Source organism: Allofranklinella schreckenbergeri (assembly GCF_003703475.1).
In the GTDB taxonomy this organism is placed as follows: domain Bacteria; phylum Pseudomonadota; class Gammaproteobacteria; order Burkholderiales; family Burkholderiaceae_C; genus Lampropedia; species Lampropedia schreckenbergeri.
The window spans coordinates 1-20,016 of record NZ_RDQM01000010.1; the positions used below are offsets into that span (position 1 = coordinate 1).

Annotated in this window: 21 protein-coding genes and 1 pseudogene; 13 read left to right on the forward strand and 9 right to left on the reverse strand. The window is 64.4% G+C overall.

Annotated features, from left to right (window positions below; translation table 11 throughout):
- The 5 genes and pseudogenes from EBQ26_RS08560 to EBQ26_RS08580 all read left to right on the forward strand — a co-directional run.
- Positions 1-117: pseudogene (locus tag EBQ26_RS08560) on the forward strand (IS5/IS1182 family transposase); the annotation flags it as partial.
- A gap of 93 nt (positions 118-210) precedes the next feature.
- On the forward strand, positions 211-1,032 hold the full coding sequence (locus EBQ26_RS08565; RefSeq protein ID WP_122238610.1) for a uracil-DNA glycosylase family protein: 822 nt from the start codon (positions 211-213) through the stop codon (positions 1,030-1,032).
- Positions 1,033-1,076: 44 nt separating this feature from the next.
- A complete protein-coding gene (locus EBQ26_RS08570; protein ID WP_122238611.1) occupies positions 1,077-1,364 on the forward strand; it encodes a DUF1330 domain-containing protein in 288 nt (95 codons plus the stop codon).
- A 145-nt stretch (positions 1,365-1,509) separates the two neighbouring features.
- Positions 1,510-2,796, forward strand: a complete 1,287-nt coding sequence (eno, locus tag EBQ26_RS08575) for a phosphopyruvate hydratase (RefSeq protein WP_122238612.1) — start codon at positions 1,510-1,512, stop codon at positions 2,794-2,796.
- Positions 2,797-2,844: 48 nt separating this feature from the next.
- Positions 2,845-3,138 (forward strand): FtsB family cell division protein, encoded by a 294-nt coding sequence (locus EBQ26_RS08580; RefSeq protein WP_122238613.1) that lies wholly within the window; start codon positions 2,845-2,847, stop codon positions 3,136-3,138.
- A gap of 168 nt (positions 3,139-3,306) precedes the next feature.
- Here the strand turns inward: EBQ26_RS08580 and EBQ26_RS08585 are convergent, their stop codons facing one another.
- The 4 genes from EBQ26_RS08585 to ubiM all read right to left on the reverse strand — a co-directional run bounded on the left by EBQ26_RS08585 (position 3,307) and on the right by ubiM (position 6,045).
- On the reverse strand, positions 3,307-3,732 hold the full coding sequence (locus EBQ26_RS08585) for a hypothetical protein (RefSeq protein WP_122238614.1): 426 nt from the start codon (positions 3,730-3,732) through the stop codon (positions 3,307-3,309).
- A gap of 185 nt (positions 3,733-3,917) precedes the next feature.
- Positions 3,918-4,319 carry a phage holin family protein gene (locus EBQ26_RS08590; RefSeq protein WP_122238615.1) on the reverse strand — a complete coding sequence of 134 codons (402 nt, stop codon included), beginning with the start codon at positions 4,317-4,319 and terminating at the stop codon, positions 3,918-3,920.
- A gap of 50 nt (positions 4,320-4,369) precedes the next feature.
- A complete protein-coding gene (locus EBQ26_RS08595) occupies positions 4,370-4,672 on the reverse strand; it encodes a glycine zipper domain-containing protein (protein WP_122238616.1) in 303 nt (100 codons plus the stop codon).
- 188 nt (positions 4,673-4,860) lie between these two features.
- Positions 4,861-6,045 carry a 5-demethoxyubiquinol-8 5-hydroxylase UbiM gene (gene ubiM / locus EBQ26_RS08600; RefSeq protein ID WP_122238617.1) on the reverse strand — a complete coding sequence of 395 codons (1,185 nt, stop codon included), beginning with the start codon at positions 6,043-6,045 and terminating at the stop codon, positions 4,861-4,863.
- 358 nt (positions 6,046-6,403) lie between these two features.
- Between ubiM and EBQ26_RS08605 the strand changes: the two genes are divergently transcribed.
- A complete protein-coding gene (locus EBQ26_RS08605; protein ID WP_122238618.1) occupies positions 6,404-6,730 on the forward strand; it encodes an FmdB family zinc ribbon protein in 327 nt (108 codons plus the stop codon).
- Positions 6,731-6,895: 165 nt separating this feature from the next.
- On the forward strand, positions 6,896-8,689 hold the full coding sequence (gene aspS, locus EBQ26_RS08610) for an aspartate--tRNA ligase (RefSeq protein WP_122238619.1): 1,794 nt from the start codon (positions 6,896-6,898) through the stop codon (positions 8,687-8,689).
- A 179-nt stretch (positions 8,690-8,868) separates the two neighbouring features.
- Here the strand turns inward: aspS and EBQ26_RS08615 are convergent, their stop codons facing one another.
- From EBQ26_RS08615 to EBQ26_RS08625, 3 genes are all read right to left on the reverse strand, one after another.
- Positions 8,869-10,401: a trypsin-like serine peptidase gene (locus EBQ26_RS08615; protein ID WP_122238620.1), complete on the reverse strand. Its 1,533-nt coding sequence runs from the start codon at positions 10,399-10,401 to the stop codon at positions 8,869-8,871.
- A gap of 155 nt (positions 10,402-10,556) precedes the next feature.
- Positions 10,557-11,288 (reverse strand): ABC transporter ATP-binding protein, encoded by a 732-nt coding sequence (locus EBQ26_RS08620; RefSeq protein ID WP_122238621.1) that lies wholly within the window; start codon positions 11,286-11,288, stop codon positions 10,557-10,559.
- The gene (locus EBQ26_RS08625; RefSeq protein ID WP_122238622.1) at positions 11,275-12,105 is read right to left on the reverse strand and encodes an ABC transporter ATP-binding protein; all 831 of its coding nucleotides are present in this window, start codon (positions 12,103-12,105) and stop codon (positions 11,275-11,277) included. Before EBQ26_RS08625 ends, EBQ26_RS08620 begins: the two co-directional genes overlap by 14 nt.
- Before the next feature lie 105 nt (positions 12,106-12,210).
- Between EBQ26_RS08625 and EBQ26_RS08630 the strand changes: the two genes are divergently transcribed.
- The 4 genes from EBQ26_RS08630 (at position 12,211) to gshB (ending at position 14,969) form a co-directional block, all read left to right on the forward strand.
- Positions 12,211-12,717 (forward strand): MarR family winged helix-turn-helix transcriptional regulator, encoded by a 507-nt coding sequence (locus EBQ26_RS08630; protein ID WP_122238623.1) that lies wholly within the window; start codon positions 12,211-12,213, stop codon positions 12,715-12,717.
- Entirely contained in the window at positions 12,714-13,496 is a 783-nt protein-coding gene (locus EBQ26_RS08635; RefSeq protein WP_122238624.1) for a HEAT repeat domain-containing protein, read from the forward strand. Before EBQ26_RS08630 ends, EBQ26_RS08635 begins: the two co-directional genes overlap by 4 nt.
- Positions 13,497-13,523: 27 nt before the next feature.
- Complete coding sequence (locus tag EBQ26_RS08640) at positions 13,524-13,877, forward strand: DUF6616 family protein (RefSeq protein ID WP_122238625.1); 354 nt, start codon at positions 13,524-13,526, stop codon at positions 13,875-13,877.
- 111 nt (positions 13,878-13,988) lie between these two features.
- Positions 13,989-14,969, forward strand: a complete 981-nt coding sequence (gene gshB, locus EBQ26_RS08645; protein WP_122238626.1) for a glutathione synthase — start codon at positions 13,989-13,991, stop codon at positions 14,967-14,969.
- Positions 14,970-15,028: 59 nt separating this feature from the next.
- On the opposite strand, the gene htpG is transcribed toward gshB, so the two are convergent.
- Complete coding sequence (gene htpG / locus EBQ26_RS08650) at positions 15,029-17,026, reverse strand: molecular chaperone HtpG (protein WP_122238627.1); 1,998 nt, start codon at positions 17,024-17,026, stop codon at positions 15,029-15,031.
- 326 nt (positions 17,027-17,352) lie between these two features.
- Positions 17,353-18,429 carry a zinc ribbon domain-containing protein gene (locus EBQ26_RS08655; RefSeq protein WP_122238628.1) on the reverse strand — a complete coding sequence of 359 codons (1,077 nt, stop codon included), beginning with the start codon at positions 18,427-18,429 and terminating at the stop codon, positions 17,353-17,355.
- A 305-nt stretch (positions 18,430-18,734) separates the two neighbouring features.
- On the opposite strand from EBQ26_RS08655, the gene EBQ26_RS08660 reads away from it, so the two are divergent.
- Positions 18,735-18,959 carry a (2Fe-2S)-binding protein gene (locus EBQ26_RS08660; RefSeq protein ID WP_122238629.1) on the forward strand — a complete coding sequence of 75 codons (225 nt, stop codon included), beginning with the start codon at positions 18,735-18,737 and terminating at the stop codon, positions 18,957-18,959.
- A 276-nt stretch (positions 18,960-19,235) separates the two neighbouring features.
- Positions 19,236-20,012, forward strand: a complete 777-nt coding sequence (locus EBQ26_RS08665; protein ID WP_122238630.1) for an energy transducer TonB — start codon at positions 19,236-19,238, stop codon at positions 20,010-20,012.
- Positions 20,013-20,016: the final 4 nt, after the last annotated feature.

A 20,016-nucleotide genomic window follows, 5' to 3' on the forward strand; every position in this document is an offset into this window, starting at 1 on the left:
TTGTCTCGTGATTACGAGCGATTGCCAGACGTACTGGGGGGATTGCACTTCGTGGTCTTTGCCATTCTCATGCTGCCCAATGCCATGCCGTTGATTCGGTTGGCTCAAAGTTCATAACACGCTCTAGATGCATGGTCCTCAAGGCAATGTCTCTACAATCGGCGGCCTTTCTTGCCCTCCGCCTGCCTTGCGCCTTTCGTCTTTCGCCCCATGCTTGCCTTGTCCCTGGATAGCCGCAGACTCGCCATGTTGAAGGCGATGGGGACGGATGCGTGGTGGCTGAAGCCGCCTGCGGCCGTGGCAGAGCTTGCGGCAGCGCCTGAGGCCAAGCCAGCCGCCGTGCAGGCAGCGGTAGCCTCGCCCGCAGGGGCCAGGCAAGCGCCGCCGCCGATGCAGCCCCAGGCTTCGGAGCGCGCCCAAGCGAGGCCTTCGCCCGCCAAGCCCTTGCCGCCAGCGCCCAGCGCGCGGGCGGCGCATGCGCCAGCCTCATCGCCCGCTGCGCGCCAGCGCGCCAGCGCACCGGCGCCAGCCGTTGTGCCCGCTTTGGCGCCGCTGGGCTTGCTGGCCGCAAGCCCGTGGCTGCGCCCCGATGCGCTTGCAGCAGCGCCAGCCGCCTCGTCACCCTCTTATCTGCTGGTGGTGGACGATCTCAGCGCCTTGGGGCAAGAGCAGGAAACGGCTCAGCGCCTCTTGCACAACATGCTGCATGCCATGGGTTTGGCACAAAGCCCGGCGGTTTGGTGGAGTCAGGCGCGCCGCCTCGCTCAAGGGGAGCAGGCCACGCCCATTGAGGCGTTGCTCAGCCAGTGCCAGCCCCGGGTGCTGATTGCCCTGGGGCGCGATGCGGCGCAGGCGGTGCTGGGCGATGAGCGCCCGTTGGGCGTGTTGCGCCGCACAGAGCACCGCATGGCCCATGCGCCTACGGTGCCCGTGGTGGTGACGTACAGCCCTGCCTATTTGCTGCGCGCCGCACATGCCAAGCGTGGCGCGTGGGAGGATTTACAGCGTGCCCTGCAATTGGCAGCGGTGTGATTGCAACAATGCAACTTTTGCCTACGGAAGAAAAGGAAGCATCCATGCCTTACGGCTACGTTATTGCCAACGTCGATACCACCGATCCAGAAAAAATGGCCGAATACCGCCAGTGGAGCACCGCCGCTGTGCAGGCCCACGGTGGCGAGTTTCTGGTGCGCGGTGGGCAGCAGCAGGTGCTCGAAGGCAGCGCGTTTGCGCGCACCGTGGTGATCCGCTTTCCTGACTATGCGGCGGCCCAGGTGTTCTATGATTCGCCGCAGTACCGCAAGGCGCGTGAAATCCGCGAAGGTGCGGGCGTTTTTAATGTGGTCTGCGTTGAGGGCCTGTAATCAGGTAATGCCTGACAAGCGCTTTGAGGCCCGGCCTGCTGTGGCGGCTTTTCGCTGCCGCCTTGCGCCGCAACGCCCATCGTGCCGTTGCCTACTCCCTTTTCCCCATTCCCTATCCGATTCAAGCTTCAATTGAAGGAACATCATGAGCGCAATCGTAGATATCGTCGGCCGTGAAGTGCTCGACAGCCGCGGCAACCCCACTGTCGAATGTGATGTGCTGCTGGAGAGCGGCGTCATGGGCCGTGCGGCCGTGCCATCGGGCGCTTCCACTGGCGCGCGCGAAGCCATTGAGCTGCGCGATGGCGATAAAAGCCGCTATCTGGGCAAAGGCGTGCTCAAGGCCGTCAACCACATCAACACCGAAATTTCCGAAGCCGTGCTGGGGTTGGACGCTGCCGAGCAGTCCTTCCTGGATCGCACCCTGATCGATCTGGACGGCACGGACAACAAATCACGCCTGGGCGCCAACGCGCTGCTGGCCGTCTCCATGGCTGTGGCGCGCGCTGCTGCCGAGGAGTCGGGCCTGCCGCTGTACCGCTACTTCGGCGGCATGAGCGGGGTGACGCTGCCCGTGCCGATGATGAACGTCATCAACGGCGGCGCACATGCCAACAACAGCCTGGACTTGCAGGAGTTCATGATCATCCCCAGCGGCGCGCAGAGCTTTCGCGAAGCGCTGCGCTGGGGCGCAGAAGTGTTCCACGCGCTCAAGAAAATCATCCACGACAAGGGCATGAGCACCGCCGTGGGCGATGAGGGCGGCTTTGCCCCCAGCGTGGAAAACCACGAAGCGGCCATCGGCCTGATCCTGCAAGCCATCGAAGCGGCAGGCTATCGCCCCGGCGAGCAAGTTGCCCTGGGGCTGGACTGCGCCTCCAGCGAGTTCTTCAAGGACGGCATCTACACCCTCGAAGGCGAAGGCGGCCTGCGCCTGGACGCCGCCCAGTGGACGGATCGGCTGGCCCAATGGTGCGACAAATACCCCATCGTCAGCATCGAAGACGGCATGGCCGAAAACGATTGGGACGGCTGGAAGCTGCTGACCGAGCGCCTGGGCCGCAAGGTGCAACTGGTGGGCGACGATTTGTTCGTGACCAACCCGAAAATCCTGCGCGAGGGCATCGAGAAGAACATCGCCAACTCCATCCTCATCAAAATCAACCAGATCGGTACGCTGTCGGAGACGTTTGAAGCCATCGAAATGGCCAAGCGCGCGCGCTACACGGCTGTCATCAGCCACCGCAGCGGCGAGACGGAGGACTCCACCATCGCCGACATCGCCGTGGGCACCAACGCCGGGCAGATCAAGACCGGCTCGCTCTCGCGCTCGGATCGCATGGCCAAGTACAACCAACTGCTGCGCATCGAGGAGGACTTGGGCGACGTGGCCGTCTATCCCGGAAAAGACGCGTTTTACAACCTGCGTTGAGTGCGTACAGGCCCAGCGCGCTGATCCACCTCCCATTTGCCTCGCCCTATGCCATTTGTGCGATTGCGTTACTTTGCCACGCTGCTGCTGCTAGTCCTTCTGGGCTGGTTGCAGTGGCAGTTATGGACGGGGCGCGGCAGTTTTCCTACCGTGGGGCTGATGCGTGAGGAAATTCGTGTGCAAAAAGCCTCGAATGAACTCATACGCCAAGACAATGAGCGCTTGGCCAACGACATCGCGGATTTGCGCGAGGGGCGTGAAAAAATGGAGGAAATCGCCCGGCAAGAGTTGGGCATGATCAAACCCAACGAGATTTTCGTGCAGTACACCAAGCCCAAATAAAACGCCGGTTTGGATGTGCTGCAAACCAAAGGAAAGAATCAATCAAAATAGCCGCGCCAATGGTGGCTATTTTTATTTTCTTTGGTTTGGAAATTTGCTGTTGCGCCACACGTAGAGCACGCCGAAAGCATGGCGCGCGGGCTTGTGGTGTGCGCAACAAGGCGGACGTTACAGCCTGGAGCGCTGTGCAAACTGCTTGGCGCGTTCCGCCATGCGCCAGCCGCGCCAAGCCAGCGGCGCGGCCCATACCGTGAATCGGCGCAACCGGCGCGGCCCTAGCGCCAAGACCGCGCCCAAGGCCAAGCCAATCGCGATGGGGTGGCGATACACCCTGTCACGGGCATTGAGAAACAGCGATTCGGCCACGCCCATGGCAGAGAGGGCAGGCTGTACGTTGCGCTGTTGTGCCCGGGCGCTCAAGCGCTTGCCCAGGCGCTGGCGTTGCGCCTGGATGCGGTGCAGCACGCGTGCCGTCTCCAGGCTTGCGAGCGCGACATCGCGCTCCTGGCGCAGCTCGCTGGCGGCTTGGTCCAGCGCGTGCTGGATGCGTTCGCGGTGGGCTTTGGATGGGGTAGGGCGGTGTGAGGCGTTCATGGGCGTCTCCAAAGCACAGCAGCATAACGATTGGCTACTGCGGCGTTTTGAGGCGCGCCCATGTCAGGAGACAGCGAGGCTGCTGCACTTTGCGCGCCTTTTGATCGTTGTTGCGGTGGGTGCCAAGGCGTTGTGCCAATGCATAGCCTATTTGCATTCGCGCCAAGAGTGGTTTGGATAGGCTCTTAGAGGTGCTCACGCAAAGCGTGGAAATCCTCAGCCAATACGCGGCGCGTGAGGGCGAAGGGGCTGCCCATGCGGCGCCAGGCGCGCCAGGCAATCAACCCCGCTACGGCCATGATCGCCAGCCACACGCCCAGCACGCCGAGCCAGGCGGTGCCCCATTGCGGGGTTTGCCAGTAGTGCAGCAACACGATCATGGAGCCGACGAAAAACGCACCGAAGAAGAACAGCAGCAGCAAGGCGCTGGCCGCCAGCAGCAGCACGGTGGCTGATTTCTGCCGCTGCCATTCCAGCCGCGCCAGATCCAGCCGATCGCCCACGGCCAGGCTGCCCTCGTCGAGCCACAGGCGCGCCGATTCGCGCAGGCGCTGCACGCCTAAAAGCGATTGCCAGTCCAGGGCCATGTGCGGTGTTCTCCTATGTGTGCGTTGTGGCGGTGGCGCTGGTGCGCCAATCAGCGGCGGGCCAGCAAGAAGCCCAGGACGACGCCTGCGGCAGCGGCGATGCCGGCGGTTTGCCAAGGCGATTCGTGCACGTAGCGATCGGCCACTTCTGCGTGTTCGCGGGCGCGGACGGCGGTTTCGCGGGCGGCGCGTGCTGCGGCGTCGCGGAAGTCCTCTACACCGCTTTCAAAGCGCTGGCGCAATTGGCGGATTTGGGGGACTTCATCCAGATCGCGGCTGGCGAGCGCCTCGCGCAGATCGTCCACCAGTTTTTCAAAATCGCGCGTTTGGGGTTTGCTGGAAAAAAGGCTCATGTCAAAGCTCCTTCAGGGTGAGTCCCGCCAAAGCGGCGGTGTGAAAAAAAGCGCCGCGCTACGCAAATAGCGCGGCAGGCCGTGCATGATAAGTGTGGACGGTTGCTGAGATTGCAAGAGTTTGTACGCACATATCGGTTTTTCCAAACCCGGCGTGGCGTAAGTGGCATGCGATGGTGGTGCGGGAATTAAGCCTGCGTCAAATGCCGGGCCAGCGCCTTGCGCAAGGGCTGCATGGCCTGGGCCATGCGCAGTGCGCCATCGCGTAGCAGGCGCGCGGGCAGGCGCGTGTCGCCATAGAGTTGGGCGATGCCGTTGGTGGCCTGGTACAGCGGCCAGGTGGCCAGGCGGTGTTGGCGCTCGTAGGCGAGCAAAAAGGCTTCGTCACCCAAGGGGCGGTTGCGGCGCTTGGCCGTCCAAAGCTGCGTGGCCAGCCGGTGTTGGCTTTGCAGCCCGAAGTTAAAGCCATGCGCGGTGATGGGGTGCATGCCCACGGCGGCGTCGCCAATGAGGGCGTAGCGCGGCCCGACAAAGCGCCGCGCGTACACGCCCACCATGGGGTAGATGTGCGGCGGGCCTTCCTTTTCCATGGCGCCCAGGCGGTGGGCGAAGCGGCGGGTGATGTCGGCGGAGATGGCGGCATCGTCCTGCGCCAGTAGCGCTTGCAGCGCGTGGGGCGGCAGCGTCAACACCACGTTGCTGCGCAGGCCGTTGAGGGGCAGCAGCGCCAGCGTTTGGTCGATGTCGAACCATTGCCAACTGATGTGCTCGTGCGGCTTTTCGTGCGCGAAGCGGCACACCATCATGCTGCGGCCAAAGTCGTGCATGGCTGCGCCAATGCCCATCATGCGGCGCGTTTCGGAGTAGCGGCTGTCGGCGGCGACCACCAGCCGCGCGCTGAGGTGGCGTCCGTCCGAGAGGTGCAAGGTGTGCTGGTGTGCGCCGGTGGCGATGCTTTTGACGCTGCTTTCGCTGAGGATGTGCACATCGCCGCGCCCCTGCTCGCGCCCTTGCTGCACGGCCTCGAACAAGGCTTTGCGGATGAGGTGGTTGGGCACGAAATAGCCCAGTTGATCCACGCCCACCAGTTGTGCGTCGATGCGCAGGGCAAACAGCGAAGGGCCGTTGAAAATCTGCGCATCGCGCAGGGCGGAAATCTGCGTGGCATCAATGCGATCCCAAACGCCCAGCTCTTGCAGGATGCGGCGCGAGGCGTGGGTGAGTGCGATTTCGCGCCCGTCGTACGCAGGCTCGGCCAGGGCGGCCAGCGGCTGGCGCTCCACCAGCGTCACCGTATAGCCGCTGCCTTGCATGGCTTGGGCAAAAGCCAGCCCCACGGGGCCAGCGCCGATGATGGCGATGTCTGTTTGCATGAAAAGCTCTCCCTATCACTTCAAACCGGGGAAGGAAACCAGAGCGCAATGCGCGCGCAGTGGCCCGATTGTCTATCGGATGACATGGAGCTTTTCGGGCTTTCTAATTTTACAAATCAAAGGAAATGAAATAACCTTGTTTTGGCATGATAGGTATTAAATGATTTTTTCCTTGATTTGTCATTAAAGGGGTGGGAAATGGCCCCCGCCAACAGCGGCCAAAGGCAGGCCAAAGCAGCCAACAGGCGTTTGCCGCGCCTTGGCGGGCAGGGCAGGCGCGCGGAGCATGGAATGCTCTGTGCAGGGGCCAGTTCTATAATCCGCAGTTTTGCGAATTGCGCCCATTTTTGCCTGATTCATGCCTATTTACGCTTACCTGTGCAGCCAGTGCGGCTTCCGCAAGGATGTGCTGCAAAAACTCTCTGATGCGGCCCTGACCCTGTGCCCGCACTGCGGCGCGCAGGCGTTTAACAAACAGCTTTGCGCGCCCAGCTTTCAGCTCAAAGGCACGGGCTGGTACGCCACGGATTTCAAGCACAGCGGCACAGCAGGCGCGGCCAAAACCGCCAGCGGCGATGCCAGCGCAAACGCCCAAGGCGAGGGCAACAGCGCCGCCAGCGCCCAGGCTGGCGCCGCGCCTGCGGCCCCTGCTGCCCCATCCGCGCCCTCTGCTTCGGCAGCCTGAGCGCGCTGGCACGGCGAAGTCACGCAAAAGCCTCGCGTACAGCAACAGCACTTGGCGCCCCCAAGCGATGCCCTCACGGGGCGAGCCTGCGCGGGATGGTCGCCTGTCCCTCCTTCCCTCCCCTTGGCGACACCGCCCGCCAACTCCAAGAAACGGATTTTTCACATGTCAATGCGCACCGAATATTGCGGCCTGGTCACCGAAGCCCTGCTGGGCCAGACCATCACCCTCTGCGGCTGGGTCAACCGCCGCCGCGACCATGGCGGCGTGATCTTCATCGACCTGCGCGACCGCGAAGGCTATGTGCAGGTGGTGTGCGATCCCGATCGCCCCGAGATGTTCGCTGCCGCCGAAACGGTGCGCAATGAGTTTTGTCTGCAAATCACCGGCCTGGTGCGTGCGCGCCCCGAAGGCACGAGCAACGACAACCTCAAAAGCGGCAAGATCGAAGTGCTGTGCCATGAGCTCAAAGTGCTCAACCCCTCGGTCACACCGCCGTTCCAGATGGACGACGACAGCCTGTCCGAAACCACGCGCCTGACGCACCGCGTGATGGACCTGCGCCGCCCCTACATGCAGAAGAACCTGATGCTGCGCTACCGCGTCAGCATGGCGGTGCGCCAGTTCCTGGATGCGCACGGCTTCATCGACATCGAAACGCCCATGCTGGGCAAGAGCACGCCCGAAGGCGCGCGCGACTATCTCGTGCCCAGCCGCGTGCACGACGGCCAGTTCTACGCCCTGCCGCAATCGCCCCAGCTCTACAAGCAAATGCTGATGGTGGCCGGCTACGACCGCTACTACCAGATCACCAAGTGCTTTCGCGATGAGGACTTGCGCGCCGACCGCCAGCCCGAGTTCACGCAGATCGATATCGAAACGTCCTTCCTGACCGAGCAGGACATCCGCGCGCTGTTCCAGCGCATGATTTGCGAGGTGTTTGCCAAGACCATGGGCGTGGATCTGGGCGAATTCCCTGTCATGACCTTTGCCGAGGCCATGCGCCTGTACGGCTCGGACAAGCCCGATCTGCGCGTCAAGCTGGCCTTTACCGACCTCAAGGACGTGATGGCCGATGTGGAGTTCAAAGTCTTCTCCGGCCCGGCCACCATGCCCGGCGGGCGCGTTGTGGCGCTGCGCGTGCCCGGCGGCGGCGCCATGCCGCGCAGCGAGATCGACGCCTACACCGAGTTCGTCAAGATCTACGGCGCCAAGGGCCTGGCCTGGATCAAGGTCAACGACATCGCCAAGGGCCGCGACGGCCTGCAATCGCCCATCGTCAAGAACCTGCACGACAAGGCCATTGCCGAGCTGCTGGCGCGCACCGGCGCGCAGGATGGCGACCTGATCTTCTTCGGCGCGGACAAGGAAAAAATCGTCAACGACGCCATGGGCGCGCTGCGCGTGAAGATTGGCCACAGCGAATTCGGCAAGGCCAATGGTCTGTTCGAAGACCGCTGGGCGCCGCTGTGGGTGGTGGACTTCCCCATGTTCGAGTACGACGAGGAAGACAAGCGCTGGGTGGCCATGCACCACCCCTTCACCAGCCCCAAGGACGGCCACGAGGAATTGCTCGCCACCGACCCCGGCCAGTGCGTGGCCAAGGCCTACGACATGGTGCTCAACGGCTGGGAGCTGGGCGGCGGCTCGGTGCGTATCCACCGCGCCGATGTGCAAAGCAAGGTGTTCAGCGCCCTCAACATCGGTGAGGAAGAAGCGCGCGCCAAGTTCGGCTACCTGCTCGATGCGCTGCAATACGGTGCGCCGCCGCACGGCGGCCTGGCCTTTGGCCTGGATCGCCTCATCACCCTGATGACGCGCGCCGAATCCATCCGCGATGTGATCGCCTTCCCCAAAACCCAGCGCGCCCAGGACTTGCTCACCCAGGCCCCCTCTGCGGTGGACGAAAAGCAATTGCGCGAGCTGCACATCCGCCTGCGCAACCCGCAGCCGCAATAAGCACCGCTGCCCACGGCGCGGGCAAGCATACGCAAGAAGGCGGCCCAAGGGCCGCCTTTTTTCAACAACTTGCCGGATTGGTGGATTTTCTACTCAAAGGAAAAATTACTTCATGTCTATCGCGCCGTAATGGCGCGATTTTTTTGTCTATTGATTGGTAATTATCGGCATGGTGTGCCCTAAAAACGGGGCCGTTGGGCCGCCGCCAGGTAGTTTTTCATGCCCGCTTCAAAGGCCAGGTCCAACCGGCCGTGGTAGTCGGGGCGGCTTTGCGCCGTGCATGAGGCAAAACCGCCGTGCAGCACGCCAATGACATGGTTGGAGTAGGAAAACAGCGCCGCGCCGCTGCTGCCATCCTGCGTAGTGCCCTCGTGCCAAACCACCTCGTAATAGCGGCCATGCGCATCGCCCTGGCAGGTGGTGCGCGAGCAATTGCCGTAGCGCTTGGTCTGCCCGCTGGTGATCTTGGCCAGGCCGCCCGCAGGGTGGTGGATGCTGTAAACGTCCTGCCAGATGTTGTGCAGCCGCGCATCCCAGCCGGCCAGATACGTCCCCTCCGGCGCGCTGTCGTTCAGGGCGAGCAAGGCCATATCCTGCCCCTGCGAGACGTTGGAGGAGAACAGCAGCGTGGCGCCGCGCACCCGCGTGGTACGCCGTGCATCGACATAGCTGGCGTTGCAGCTCTCGGAGCGGAAGAACCAGTCGGTTTGCAACGTGTTGGCCACGGTTTGCGAGCTGACGCAATGGCTGGCGGTCAGCAGGTAGGGGATATCCGTTTCAAGCGCATCGTTGAGCAGCGTGCCGGTGCACCAATAGCCGTTGCCGTTTTTGATGTAGTGCATGCGGGCCACGGCATCGCGCTGGGCTTGGCCGGTTTTGTAGCAACTGGCATCCAGCGCGCACCAGCTCGCTTGCGGGATGGGGGCGTACTTTTGCACGCCATGCGGGTCCTGTTCGCCGTCTTGGGCATGCTCGCCATGTTGCCGGGACGCCGCGTCCAACGCAAAAGCGCTGGGGTCCACCAACCCATGCGAGATGCGCGGAAGCGCCAATTGCAGGGCTTGGGTGGAGAGGCCTGCGGGCAGCGTGAGGTGCAGGGTGACGGTGTCGCCGCCCAAGTCGGGCGACCACCAGGTGCGGCCCTCCTCGCTGTGATCGCCCGCCGCCCCATTACGCCGCAGCAAGGCGTTGATATCGGCGCCGCTGAAGGTGTGCACCTGCTGGCCTTGGGGGCTATAGACATGCAGCAAAGCCTGATCGGGCAAGGCATGCACCAGCAGGCCCAGCCGGATGCCAAAAGCGTCCGCCGCGTGAATCGTCAGCGCCGCGTGGCTGGCGCCATCTGCACTGCGCACCCACTCCAGCGCCTGGGCCAGTTTGGCGGGGGAGTCGGTTGGCGCGACGGCTTGCGCCTTGGCCATCAGCATGGCGCCGGGGCCGCTGTCATCGTCCAGCGCGGCTTTGCTCACCGCGTCCAACGCGGGCAAATGGATGGTGCGGGCGGGCGTCTGCGGCAGATGCAAGGCGGCTTTGGTGATGGCGGCAGGCGCATCTTTGCCGTGGTGGTAGCGCCCCTCCACTTTGGTGATTTGGAGCACGGGCGGATTGGGGTGGTTGCCGTTGTTGTCATAGCCCTCGTCGGCTTCGCCGCCACAGGCTGCCAGCAGCGCTGCGGCCGCAAAGGCCGATAAGCCGGTTCGCACATCAAGCATGGGTTACTCCCTTTTTCGTGTCATGAATGGCGGGCATTATTGCGGACGCGCATGCCGATCCCGTGGGGGATGCGTGTTGGCCCGTGTTTCGGCTGCGCAGCAAAGGCAAGCAAACGCAACAGGACGGGGCCGCGCGGTTGCAGGCGTCTGGGCGTTCACACTTGCAACCACTGCTGGCGCACAGCGGCATCGGCGCGCAATTGGGCGGGGCTGCCCTCGAACACGATGCGGCCGTGCCCCATGACCAGGCAGCGGTCGGCCACCTCCAGCGCGATGGCGAGCTTTTGTTCAATGAGCAGCACCGCCACGCCGCGCGCGCGCAACGTTTGCAAAAACTGCGCCACCTGCGTCACCAGCATGGGCGCCAACCCTTCGGTCGGCTCGTCGATCAGCACCAGCGACGGCTCGCCCATCATGGTGCGGCACAGCGCCAGCATTTGCTGCTCGCCGCCGGAGAGCACGCCAGCGGCCATATGCTGGCGCTCGCGCAGGCGCGGAAACAGGCAGTAGGCATCGGCCAATCCCCACGGCGGGCGCTCTGGCGCTGCGGTGCGCGTTGCGCGGCGCTGCTGGCCCAGCAGCAGGTTTTGCAGCACGCTCAGGCGGGGAAAGATATCGCGGTGCTCGGGCACATAGCCCATGCCCAGGCGGGCGATGGCGTGGGGCGGCAGGCCCGTCAAATCCATTTCAGGCGCGTCTGCGCTGGCTTGCCAGCGGATGCGCCCACGGCACGCCGTCAGCCCCATCAGCGCCCGCGCCAGCGTGCTGCGGCCCGAGCCATTGCGCCCCAGCAAGGCCAGGATTTCCCCGCGCTGCACATGCAAATGCACGCCACGCAACACCGGGCTGGGGCCGTACCAGGCGTGCAAGTCCTCAACCCGCAGCATGGGCCTCCTTTGCGGGCGCGTCGTCGCACGCGTTCGACGACGCGCCGAGTTGGCCCAGGTAGGCCTGCTGCACGGCAGGGTGGGCGCGCACGCGCGCGGGCGTATCGAAGGCAATCACCTGCCCTTGCGCCAGCACGGCGATGCGGTCGGCCAGGCTGAAAACCACCTCCATATCGTGCTCAATGATTAACAGCGTGCGCCCGGCCGTGAGCTGGCGGATCAGCGCCACGCAGTGCGCCGTTTCATCGCGGCTCATGCCCGCGGTGGGTTCGTCCAGCAGCAGCACCGGCGCGCCCGATGCCGCCGCCACGCCCATTTCCAGCGCCCGCTGCTCGGCATAGCTCAAATGCATGGCCAGCACATCACGCCGGTGCTGCAATTGCAAGGCCTGCAACAGCGCCTGCGTGCGGCGGTTCACCTCATGCAGCCGCCCCAGCGCGCGCCACCAGCTATAGCGCTGGCCGCTGTGCCACAGCAAACCGCAGCGCAGGTTGTCGAACACGCTCAAGCCCGGGAACAGGCTGCTGATCTGAAAGCTGCGCGCCAGGCCCAGGCGGTTGATGGCAAAGGGCGTTTTCCCCTCAATCGGCTGGCCCTGCAAAGCGATGGAGCCGCCATCGGGCGCCATGCGCCCGCTGATCAGGTTGAACAGGGTGGACTTGCCAGCCCCATTGGGCCCGATGATGGCCACCCGCTCGCCCGCGTGCACCGTGAGATCCATGCTGCGCAACACCTGTAGCCCGCCCAGTTTTTTATGCACACCGCGCAACTGCAATGCTGGCGCAGCAGGGGGCCCGGGCGGTGAAGGGAAGGACATGGCCGTCGATTCTAGAGCGCGTGATGCCGCCGCTGGCGCAGGTGAGTTGCTGGCATATAATTAGCCAACAAATTAAATGCTGGCTAATGATTTTCGCTTGCCACCATGCTAGAAGCCAAATACCAATCCTTGCTCCACGAAGCCAGCCAGCGCGGCTGGGCCGACGCGGAGAACCTTGCCCTGTGCTTTTCGTTGCTCTCGTTGGCTGCGCGCATCGACCGCGATTGCGCTGCCCGGCTGGCGCCAGCAGGCCTTTCCGAAGGGCGCTTTGTGCTGCTGTTTTTGCTGGCTTGCGCGGATGAGCCGTTGGCACCGCATGCCCTGGCCAGTCGTGCAGGCATTCGCCGCGCCACCGTCACCGGCCTGCTCGATGGCCTGGAGCGTGAAGCCCTGATTGAGCGCCTGGCCGATCCGCTCGATCGCCGCGCTCTGCGCATCCAGCTCACGCCCCAAGGCCAACGCCTGGCCGACAGTTTGCTGGCGCAGCACAGCCAATGGATTGCCAGCCTGTTTGCCGCGCTAGAGCCTACCGAGCGAAAGCAATTGGCCGCGCTGCTGCACAAGGCGGCCGCCAATTTGCCGCCCCCCATCACGCCACGGGAGGCCCCATGACTTCTGCCACCCCCCGCAAAGGCGCTACCCGCATGGCCGAGATTGCGCCCGATGTGCGGGCCGCGCTTTCACGCGGCGAAATTGCCAGCGCCACCTTGACCGAAGGGCTGGCGGTAGATCAGGCCGTTTTGCTGCGCACCGTCTTTCCCGATTTGCCCGCCAGCGCCTTGCGCGCCGCCCAGGCCATCGTGCCGTTGGGCATCCTCAAGCGTATGCAGGGGCTGGGCGAGCTGCTCTGGCATACCTTGGGCGAAACTGCCTTCGAGCGCGCGCGCGGGCATACCAGCGACACCGTGCGCGGCTGGGCCTGCTTCATGGTCGGGGCCATGCCCGCTCAGCCGCTGGCCCAGCGGTTGCAAACCATCCAGCCCTTGGCCGATGACCCGCATTTTGGCGTGCGCGAATGGGCCTGGATGGCGCTGCGCCCGCACCTGGCCGCCCAACTGGACGAGGCCATCGCCCTGCTGACCGGCTGGACGCACGCGCCGCAAGACAACCTGCGCCGCTTTGCCAGCGAAGCCCTGCGCCCACGCGGCGTGTGGTGCGCCCACATCCCCGCCCTCAAGCGTGCGCCGCAGCAAGCCCTGCCCATCCTCACTCCCTTGCGCGCCGACCCGGCCCGTTACGTGCAGGATTCGGTTGCCAACTGGCTCAACGACGCCGCCAAAGACCAGCCCGATTGGGTGCGCCAGATTTGCCAGCAATGGCAACAGGAAAGCGCCCACCCCGCCACCGCCTACATCTGCCGCCGCGCCCTGCGCAGCCAAAAAAACCACTGAAACCCGCCACACTCTGGAGAAAACCTTATGGCACAGGACAAGGACTTGTACTACTTGGTCGAGCTGTACACCCCCAAAGCCCGTTGGCACGCTCTGCCTGCAGCAGAGCGCCAGGCTTTTCTGGCTGCCGTGGGTGGTGCGTTGACGGAGCTGGCCGCGTTGGGCGTGCACGTCATCAGCCTGGCCCCCACCGAGGCCGGCATTGATCACGGCAGCCCGCACCGCTTTCTGGGGATCTGGAGCTTTCCCGACCGCGCCGCGCGCGATGCGCTGCTGGCGGGCATTGCCGCCAGCGGCTGGTACGACTATTTCGATCATGTCAATGCCGCCAGCGCGGCGGGCGACGCGGCCGCGCACCTGGCCGATTTGCAACAGGCGTAACGCCGCGCCCGTCCGCCTGGTGGGCCGTGGGTACATCCCCGGCGCCCGCTCCCGGGGTGAATGCGTGCAGTACAGTCGCGCCGTTTCGCCTTTTACCGCATTGCCACTGCCATGAATTTGCTGTTCATCATCGACCCGCTCGAGACTTTCAAAATCCACAAAGACACCAGCTACGCCATGATGCGCGAGGCGCAGCGGCGCGGTCACCGCATCGCGGTTTGCCACAGCGCTGATCTGTTCTGGCAACGCGGCGGCCAGGTCAGCGCGCCGGTGCGTGCGATTGAGCTGCTGGATGTCGATGCCCAGCGCTTTCACGCCGAGCATCCCGGCGCGCCCTGGTGGATCGAGCAAGGCCCAAGCGAGGCCGCTCTGGCCAGCTTCGATGCCGTGCTGATGCGCAAAGACCCGCCGTTTGACAGCGAATACTTCTACGCCACCCATTTGCTGGGCCAGGCCGAGCGCGAGGGCGCCAAAGTCTTTAACCGCGCCGCCGCGTTGCGCGACCACCCGGAGAAGCTCGACATCCTGGAGTTCCCCGATCTCATCGCCCCCACGCTGGTCACGCGCGATGCCCAGCGCATCCGCGCCTTTCACGCCGAGCATGGCGACATCATCCTCAAACCGCTGGACGGCATGGGCGGCATGGGGATTTTTCTCGTTGGCCAGGACGGGCTGAACCTGGGCGCCATCATCGAGACGCTCAACCAGCACGGCCGCACCACGGTGATGGTGCAGCGCTATCTGCCCGCCATTGCGCAGGGCGACAAGCGCATCCTGCTCATCGACGGGCAAGTGGTGCCGCATGCGCTGGCGCGCATTCCGCAAGGCACGGAGATTCGCGGCAACATGGCCGTGGGCGGCAAGGCCGTGGCCCAGCCCTTGAGCGAGCGCGACCGCGCCATTGCCCAGCGCCTAGGCCCCACGCTGGCCGCGCGCGGGCTGCTGCTGGTGGGGCTGGATGTGATTGGCGACTGCGTGACCGAGATCAACGTCACCAGCCCCACGGGCTTTCAGGAAATCACCCGCCAAACCGGCTTTGATGTGGCGGCCATGTTCCTGGATGCCATTGAGCGCCGCCAGCCGGATTGGTAAGCGCTCTAAACGCCAATCGCCTGCATGCCTTGGGGGCACACAGGCGATTGGCAGCCGTATCAGGCCAGCAAGGCGTTGACGCGCCGCACGTAGGCGGCGGGGTCGGCGGGCAGGCCGCCTTCGGCCAGCAGGGCCTGGTCGAACAGCACGTGGGCCAGATCGTCAAAGCGCGCGCCTTCGGCGGCTTCGAGCTTTTTCACCAGGGTATGTGTGGGGTTGATTTCCAGCACGGGGCGGGTGTCGGGTACGGCCTGGCCGGCTTGCTTGAGCAGGCGCGCCAGCTGGTTGCTGATTTGCCCGTCTTGCACCACCAGGCAGGCGGGTGAGTCGACCAGGCGGGTGGTCACGCGCACGTCCTCGGCCTGGCCTTGCAGGCTTTGGCGCAGGCGCTCCAGCAAGGGCTTGAGGTGCTCGGCCGCTTCTTCGGCGGCTTTGCGCTCGGCTTCGTCTTGCAGCTCACCCAGATCGACGGCGCCTTTGGCGATGGATTGCAGCGGCGTGCCGTCGAATTCGGGCAGAAAGCCCATGGCCCATTCGTCCACGCGGTCGGTCATCAGCAGAACTTCGATGCCTTTTTGGCGGAACAGCTCCAACTGCGGGCTGCTCTTGGCGGCGCTGAGGCTGTCGGCGGTGAGGTAGTAAATGGCCTTTTGGCCGTCCTTCATGCGGGCTTTGTAATCGGCCAGGCTGACGGTGACGGCATCGCTGGCGGTGCTGGCGTAGCGCAGCAGGCGGGCGATGCGGTCGCGGTGGGCGTGGTCTTCGCCCAGGCCTTCCTTGAGCACGGCGCCGAACTCGGCGTAAAAGCGCTGGTAGCGCTGGCCGTCCTGAGTGGGCGCTTGAGTTGGCGCGCTGGCCTGGGCGGCGTTTTTGTCCGTCACGTCGGTGACGTCGGTGACCTCGCTCGCGCCGTCCTCGGTGGTGGCAGCGCTTTCTTCGGCCAGGCTTTCCAGCAGGGAGAGCACGCGGCGGGTGTTGCCGTCGCGGATGGCGCGCACATCGCGGCTTTCTTGCAGCAGCTCACGGCTGACGTTGAGCGGCAAATCGGCCGAATCGACCACGCCGCTGACAAAGCGCAGATAAGCGGGCATCAGCGCATCGGCGTCGTTCATGATGAACACGCGCTTGACGTAGAGCTTGATGCCCGCCTGCTTGTCGCGGTTCCACAGGTCGAAGGGGGCCTTGGCGGGGATATACAGCAGTTGCGTGTACTCGGTCGTGCCTTCGACTTTGTTGTGGCTCCAGGCCAGCGGGTCGGTGAAGTCGTGGCTGAGGTTTTTGTAGAACTCGGTGTACTGCGCGTCGCTGATGTCTTTTTTCGGGCGCGTCCACAGCGCGCTGGCCTGGTTGACGGTTTCCCACTCGCCGGTTTTGACCATTTGGCCGGGCTGGCCTTCCTGCTCGGCGTCCTGCCACTGCTCTTGCTCCATTTGCACGGGCAGGCTGATGTGGTCGGAGTATTTCTGGATCAGCGAGCGCAGCTTCCAGCCGTTGAGGAACTCGCTGGCGTCCTCGCGCAAATGCAAGGTGATGCGCGTGCCGCGTTGGGCGCGCTCGATGCTCTCCAGCGTGAATTCGCCCGTGCCCGCGCTGCTCCAGCGCACGCCTTCGCTGGCGGGCAGGCCCGCGCGGCGGGTTTCGACGGTGACGCTGTCGGCCACGATGAAGGACGAATAAAAGCCCACGCCGAACTGGCCGATGAGCTGGGCGTCTGCCTTGGCGTCGCCGGTGAGGCGGCTGGCGAATTCGCGCGTGCCGCTTTTGGCGATGGTGCCCAGGTTGTCGATGGCCTCTTGCGCGCTCATGCCGATGCCGTTGTCCTCCACGGTGAGGGTGCGCGCGGCTTCGTCAAACGAGATGCGCACGCGCAAATCGGCGTCGCCGTCGTACAGGGCGCTGTCGGCCAGCGCCTCAAAGCGCAGCTTGTCGCAAGCATCGGCGGCGTTGGAGATCAGCTCGCGCAAAAAGATTTCGGGGTGGGAGTACAGCGAATGCGTCACCAGGTGCAGCACCTGCGCGACTTCGGCCTGGAAGGCGTGTTTCTGGGTTGTGCTCATGAAAGAAAAAGTGGGAAAGAAAAAACGTCCAACGGGCGCGCGGCAAAGCGCCGCAGCCTGCCCGGCATCGCAGCGATGTAAGGCCACATGGGCGGCTTTCAAGCCGAATGCCCGGCAGCGGCCTCACAGATCCGGCGTCAACCCAATTTGCATTTCAAAGGAAAGTCTGCTTTATTGACATCAAGCCGAAAAAGGGTGGTTTTCATTCGCTTGATTTGGATTTTTCGGTCGCCTGCAATTTCCATTAGAGGAAATCGGATGCATTGAATGTCATGCCGAAACAGGGTGATTTTGTTTCTTATTGATTGGTAAAAATGATTGCCCTGTCACTGCGAAACGAACTGCGACACATGGCCCTCGCTCAGCCACATCAGCACGCCCAGCGCCACCAGCGCGGCCAGCACCGCCAGCGCAATCTTCACCCAGCTATAAGGCCGCTGGCCCGCCAGTTGGCCGGTGTAGCCGTTGGCGACGATTTGGTACGTCTTGCGCCCGTAGGTGTAGTGAATCAGCCAGACCGGCGCCAGCACATGCTTGAAGGTGCGGCCCTCGTACTGCGCCTGCACGTACAGATTGCGGTAGGTGTCGCCCGGCACCTGGGCGGCGCACAGGCTTTCGAGCTTGGCCTGCATTTGCGCCTGGCCCAGTTGCGCCGCGCGGCGCAGATCGACCTGGTAGCGCTCCACCGTCCAGCCGCGCACGTACTCGGGCGCGTAGGGCACCAGATCGCTGGTGGTGGGAAACGGCTCAACCTGGCGCAGCAGCTCGGGCTGGATGCCCACTGTGCCTGGCACCAGCTCATCGTCGAAAAAATGGCTGAGCTGGCCCGCCGCCGGTTGCCAGCGTACGTGGCGCACCTGGCGCGTTTGCATCTGGCCGTTGCTGTCGCGGTAAGTCTCGGTGGTGTAGTAGTAATAGCCCGCCTCGGCGCGCCAGTGGGCGCTGGCATGGGCGTCGAACGTCCAATACGGAAGGTAAATGCCTTTGAGCGTGTCCGTCAGCGCCGCGCGCCGCAGCCGGTTGGGGGCAAACCAGCGCGAGCCATACCACTGGCGCACGCGTTCGCGCATCTGCGCATCGCTGATTTTGAACGGCAGGATGCTTTGCGGCGTGATGGCATCGCGCATCTGCTCATGCGCCACGATGGCGGGCGAGCCGCAAAAATCGCAGCGCTGCGCCACCTTGCCATCAACAAACACCGAAATGGCATGGCAGCTTTGGCATTGGACCTCGCGGCGCTGCGCGCTCCAGCCGCGCGTGGCCGCCGGATCGTTCAACGCCGCCACCAGATCTTGCTCGGCCACGGCGCTGCCATCGCCCGCGCCCGGCGCGGAGGGCCGCCACGCCGCATGCGTGCCGCAGTACGGGCACACCAGGGCCTGCTTGGCCGCATGCCACTCCATATCGCCGCCGCATTCGGGGCAGGGGTGCTTGCCAATGGCCGTCGTGCGTGCGCCAGCATCCGCCGCAGGGGCTGCGGGCGCAGGAGCAGGGGAGGGGGAAGGGGTAAAGCTCACGGTGCGGGGGAAAGATCAAACCAAGGGTGGACGATCCTAGAGCATGTGATGGCCCTTGCGCGAAAGTTGACAAGCCCTGGCCCGCGCAGCGCAACCCTGCATGAAGAAAGGTTAATGCGACTTAGAAGAATAAGAAAAATTCGTATTTATAATCGCGCGCCATATCAACCAGCCAGCCTAGAGGCCAAGCCATGATCGTCTGTGTCTGCCGCCGAGTTTCCGATCGTGAGATTGCGCGTCATGCACACGCGGGCATGAACTTTGATGAAATCCAGTTCGAGCTGGGCGTTGCTACCCAATGTGGGCGCTGCGAATGCACCGCGCGCGACTTGGTGCAACAGTGCCACGCCAGCCAGCCCGTGGCGTTGATCGACAACGCCGCCGACTGGAGTCCATCGGCAACGGCCAGGGTGTGAGCCGCAAGGCCGCTGCTCGGCAGCCGCGTAGCCGCCCGCCCGTCGCGCCCGGGGCCAGCCAGCCATTTGCAGAAAGCACAAGGTATGGAACCCATCGTCTCGCTTGCAGCCAGTCTGGTACTCGTACTGGGGTCGGTGTGGTGGATTTTGCATAAATAGAACCCTCCGGAAACGGCCTTTCTCCCATCCTCGCGCGCTTTCACTCCCTTCCCCTTTTTTGCAAATCGCGCCAGCCTGCGTCCCGTGGGCTGGCTGGGTTTGTTCGCTTCATGATTCATGAGCAGTTACACCCTTGAGCCTCCATCCTCCCTGGGCAGCAGCAGCTTGGCTGTGGGCGCGGCCTTGCTGCTGCATGTGGCTGCCCTGTGGGGCATCCAGCAAGCAGCGCAGCGCGCGCCGCAAAAAGAAGAAGTGGTCGAGCCTGCGGCCATTTTGGTGCAGTTGGTAGCCGCGCCTGCCCCCGAGCCGATGGCCCCGCCCCCGGCACCAGAGCCACCGCCGCCCGAACCGCCACCGCCCCAGCCACCGCCGCCCGCGCCCAAACCGCCGCCGCCCAAGCCACCGCCGCCCAAACCCAAGCCCAAGCCCAAGCCAGCGGTCAAGCCCGTCGTCAAACCCACGCCGACGCCCGCGCCCGAGCGTGCGCCGTTGGTGGAGGCCGACCCTGAGCCGGCACCGCCGCCGCCTGCTCCCCCGGCCCCGCCTGCGCCGCCCGCCGCGCCCGTGGCCGCCCCCGCAGGCCCGCCAGCGGGGGCGCCTGTAGAGGTGCGTGCTGTGTCGCACAACATCGCTGCCGTCAGTAACGCGGGCATCACCTACCCCGCGCAAAGCCTGCGCCTGCGCGAAGAGGGCATCGTGCGCGTGCGCGTGCTCATTGGCGCCAATGGCCGCGCCAAAGAGGCCACCATCGCCCAATCCAGCGGCTCCAGCCGCCTGGACAACGCCGCCATCGAGGGCATTTTGCGCAACGGCCGCTTCATGCCCACCAAGCGCAACGGCCAGCCGGTGGACGATTGGTACATCCTGCCCGTGAACTTCAAACTGCCCCGCTAATTCC

What these genes read in the sequence shown, in the direction of transcription:
- EBQ26_RS08565 (WP_122238610.1), top strand. Translation starts at nt 211, where the DNA reads ATGCTTGCCTTGTCCCTGGATAGCCGCAGACTCGCCATGTTGAAGGCG.
- EBQ26_RS08570 (WP_122238611.1), top strand. Translation starts at nt 1,077, where the DNA reads ATGCCTTACGGCTACGTTATTGCCAACGTCGATACCACCGATCCAGAA.
- eno (WP_122238612.1), top strand. Translation starts at nt 1,510, where the DNA reads ATGAGCGCAATCGTAGATATCGTCGGCCGTGAAGTGCTCGACAGCCGC.
- EBQ26_RS08580 (WP_122238613.1), top strand. Translation starts at nt 2,845, where the DNA reads ATGCCATTTGTGCGATTGCGTTACTTTGCCACGCTGCTGCTGCTAGTC.
- EBQ26_RS08585 (WP_122238614.1), bottom strand. Translation starts at nt 3,732, where the DNA reads ATGAACGCCTCACACCGCCCTACCCCATCCAAAGCCCACCGCGAACGC.
- EBQ26_RS08590 (WP_122238615.1), bottom strand. Translation starts at nt 4,319, where the DNA reads ATGGCCCTGGACTGGCAATCGCTTTTAGGCGTGCAGCGCCTGCGCGAA.
- EBQ26_RS08595 (WP_122238616.1), bottom strand. Translation starts at nt 4,672, where the DNA reads ATGAGCCTTTTTTCCAGCAAACCCCAAACGCGCGATTTTGAAAAACTG.
- ubiM (WP_122238617.1), bottom strand. Translation starts at nt 6,045, where the DNA reads ATGCAAACAGACATCGCCATCATCGGCGCTGGCCCCGTGGGGCTGGCT.
- EBQ26_RS08605 (WP_122238618.1), top strand. Translation starts at nt 6,404, where the DNA reads ATGCCTATTTACGCTTACCTGTGCAGCCAGTGCGGCTTCCGCAAGGAT.
- aspS (WP_122238619.1), top strand. Translation starts at nt 6,896, where the DNA reads ATGTCAATGCGCACCGAATATTGCGGCCTGGTCACCGAAGCCCTGCTG.
- EBQ26_RS08615 (WP_122238620.1), bottom strand. Translation starts at nt 10,401, where the DNA reads ATGCTTGATGTGCGAACCGGCTTATCGGCCTTTGCGGCCGCAGCGCTG.
- EBQ26_RS08620 (WP_122238621.1), bottom strand. Translation starts at nt 11,288, where the DNA reads ATGCTGCGGGTTGAGGACTTGCACGCCTGGTACGGCCCCAGCCCGGTG.
- EBQ26_RS08625 (WP_122238622.1), bottom strand. Translation starts at nt 12,105, where the DNA reads ATGTCCTTCCCTTCACCGCCCGGGCCCCCTGCTGCGCCAGCATTGCAG.
- EBQ26_RS08630 (WP_122238623.1), top strand. Translation starts at nt 12,211, where the DNA reads ATGCTAGAAGCCAAATACCAATCCTTGCTCCACGAAGCCAGCCAGCGC.
- EBQ26_RS08635 (WP_122238624.1), top strand. Translation starts at nt 12,714, where the DNA reads ATGACTTCTGCCACCCCCCGCAAAGGCGCTACCCGCATGGCCGAGATT.
- EBQ26_RS08640 (WP_122238625.1), top strand. Translation starts at nt 13,524, where the DNA reads ATGGCACAGGACAAGGACTTGTACTACTTGGTCGAGCTGTACACCCCC.
- gshB (WP_122238626.1), top strand. Translation starts at nt 13,989, where the DNA reads ATGAATTTGCTGTTCATCATCGACCCGCTCGAGACTTTCAAAATCCAC.
- htpG (WP_122238627.1), bottom strand. Translation starts at nt 17,026, where the DNA reads ATGAGCACAACCCAGAAACACGCCTTCCAGGCCGAAGTCGCGCAGGTG.
- EBQ26_RS08655 (WP_122238628.1), bottom strand. Translation starts at nt 18,429, where the DNA reads ATGGAGTGGCATGCGGCCAAGCAGGCCCTGGTGTGCCCGTACTGCGGC.
- EBQ26_RS08660 (WP_122238629.1), top strand. Translation starts at nt 18,735, where the DNA reads ATGATCGTCTGTGTCTGCCGCCGAGTTTCCGATCGTGAGATTGCGCGT.
- EBQ26_RS08665 (WP_122238630.1), top strand. Translation starts at nt 19,236, where the DNA reads ATGAGCAGTTACACCCTTGAGCCTCCATCCTCCCTGGGCAGCAGCAGC.